The organism is Streptomyces europaeiscabiei (assembly GCF_001550375.1).
In the GTDB taxonomy this organism is placed as follows: domain Bacteria; phylum Actinomycetota; class Actinomycetes; order Streptomycetales; family Streptomycetaceae; genus Streptomyces; species Streptomyces europaeiscabiei.
Genome location: NZ_LRTR01000302.1, coordinates 1 through 2,201, shown reverse-complemented (window position 1 = coordinate 2,201; position 2,201 = coordinate 1). Strand labels below are relative to the sequence as shown.

2 protein-coding genes are annotated in these 2,201 nt (G+C 72.1%); both read left to right on the top strand.

All coding sequences use genetic code 11. The annotated features are described in order from the left end of the window. Positions 1-129 precede the first annotated feature (129 nt). Positions 130-885 carry an SIS domain-containing protein gene (locus AWZ10_RS14860; protein WP_046709999.1) on the top strand — a complete coding sequence of 252 codons (756 nt, stop codon included), beginning with the start codon at positions 130-132 and terminating at the stop codon, positions 883-885. A gap of 189 nt (positions 886-1,074) precedes the next feature. Further along, positions 1,075-2,201: PAS domain-containing protein (locus AWZ10_RS14855; RefSeq protein WP_060891279.1), on the top strand; the 1,127-nt coding region annotated here is incomplete at its 3' end.

Below are 2,201 nucleotides of genomic sequence, written 5' to 3'. Positions count from 1 at the left end.
GGGCGGCGGGGGCGGCGGGGGCGGCGAAAGCCCACGACCCCCTCCCGGCCATATTGACACCTCGGTGGTCCAGACCTTTAACGTGATCGGCGACACTACGGGCCGGCGACAGGGCTGAGGGGTTCACACATGGACGACGGCAGGCTGGGCGGACGCTTCCTCGACGCGGCGATCGGACTGCTGGAGCGCGTGCGGGACGAGGAGGGGGAGGCCGTCGCCGCGGCCGGCGAGATGATCGCGGCCACCGTCGCCGACGGGGGCCGGCTCTTCGCGTTCGGAGCCGGGCACTCGTCGCTCGCCGCCCAGGACCTCGTCTACCGGGCCGGCGGTCTCGCACTGATGAACCTGCTGGCCGTCCCCGGCGCGGTGGGCGTCGACGTACTGCCCGCCACCCTCGGTTCGGCACTGGAACGGGTCGACGGCCTGGCCACCGCCGTGCTCGACACCAGCCCGCTGCGGGCCGGCGACCTGCTCGTGGTGATCTCGCTCTCCGGCCGCAACGCCCTGCCCGTGGAGATGGCCGCGCACGCCCGGGAACTGGGGGTGAAGGTCATCGGCGTCACCTCGGTCGCGTACGCCACGGAGACGACGTCACGCCACTCCTCCGGCAGCTTCCTCAAGGACCACTGCGACCTCGTCCTCGACTCGAAGATCGCGGTCGGCGACGCGACGCTCACCCTCGACACCGTCCCCGCCCCCTTCGCCCCGGCCTCCACCGTCGTCACCTCCGCGATCCTCCAGTCGGTCATGGCCACCGCCGCCGCCTGCCTCGCGGACCGGGGCATCGAACCGCCCCTGCTCCGCTCCGGGAACGTCGACGGCGGGCTCGACTGGAACGACCGGGTGATGCGGGAGTACGGCGACCGCATCTTCTACCTGCGCTGACTGAGCACCCGGGTTCGTGGGAACGTTGAGAAGGGTGAGGAGGAAATCCGGCGTACAACGATTTCGTCCGCATCTTGCGTGAACCAGATGTGGGCTGGGTCACGTTCGAGTTGAATGATGGTGAGTGAGCGAACCGACGCGCCGTACCAGCCGCACATGCGGACGCAACGCAGCCTGCAGGGGGTTCAGGTGAGTGCTTCCCGGCGTAGTGGGACCACCGACGAGCTCGGACCCGACGAGCCCGAGCGGACCGGTCCGACGGACGAGGACACCAAGGACATCGAGGGCACGGTGAACACCGAGGACACCGAAGGCACCGAAGGCTCCATGGACACCGGTGGCTCGGATCTCCTCGCCGCCCTGCTGGACGGGATGGACGCGGCCCTGTGCGCGTTCGACGCCGACGGCGTCGTCACCCACTGGAACCGCGAGGCCGAACGCATCCTGGGCTGGAGCGCGGAGGAGGCCGTAGGACGCCGCGGATTCGCCGGGTGGGCCGTACGGACCGCCGACGCCGAGGAGGTCGAGGGGCGGCTGATGGCCGCCATGCACGCCGCCGGCCGGCAGGTGCACGAGTTCGCCCTGGTCACGAAGGACGGCGGACGCGTCCTCGTACGCACCCAGTCCGCCGCCGTACTCGGGCCCGACGGCAAGCCCGCCGGCCTGTACTGCGCCTTCAGCGAGGTCCACGCGCAGATCGACCTCGAACGGTCCATCGCCCTCAGCGAGGCCCTCTTCGAGGACGCCTCCTGGGGCGTGGTCCTCGTCGACGTCGACCTGCGGCCCGCCGTCGTCAACGCCCACGCCGCCCGCGCCCTCGGCATCGGCCGCACGGCCGTCCTCGGACGCCCTCTCGGCGAACTGCTCGCCCAGGGCGTCGAGGAACTGGAGAGCGCCCTCACTCATGTCCTCGCCGAGGGTGCCCCGCCCGCGCCCGCCGAGATCTGGGTCGGCGTCCGCACCCCCGACGGCGAGAAGCGCCGCTGCTGGCGCAGCGGCTTCCTCCGCCTCGCCTCACCGCTGGCCGAAGAACCGGTTCCCCTCGGCGTCGGCTGGCTCTTCCAGGACATCACCGAGGCCAAACAGACCGAGCAGGAGGCCGCGCAGCTCCGCTTCCGCGTCAACCAGCTCCACCGGGCCGCACGCGCCGCCGCCGAGTGCGAGGACCCCGGCGAGGCCGCCACCGTCCACCTCGACTTCGCCCTCGCCGGCTTCGCCGACCACGCCCTCATCGACCGCGTCGCCGGCGGCTCCCTCACCGACGGCACAGGCCCCGCCCGTCTCGTCCGCGCCGCCGCCACCCCCACCGGCCAGCC

Excerpts from the sequence above, each read along its gene's own strand:
- AWZ10_RS14860 (WP_046709999.1), top strand. The coding sequence starts at position 130 with ATGGACGACGGCAGGCTGGGCGGACGCTTCCTCGACGCGGCGATCGGA.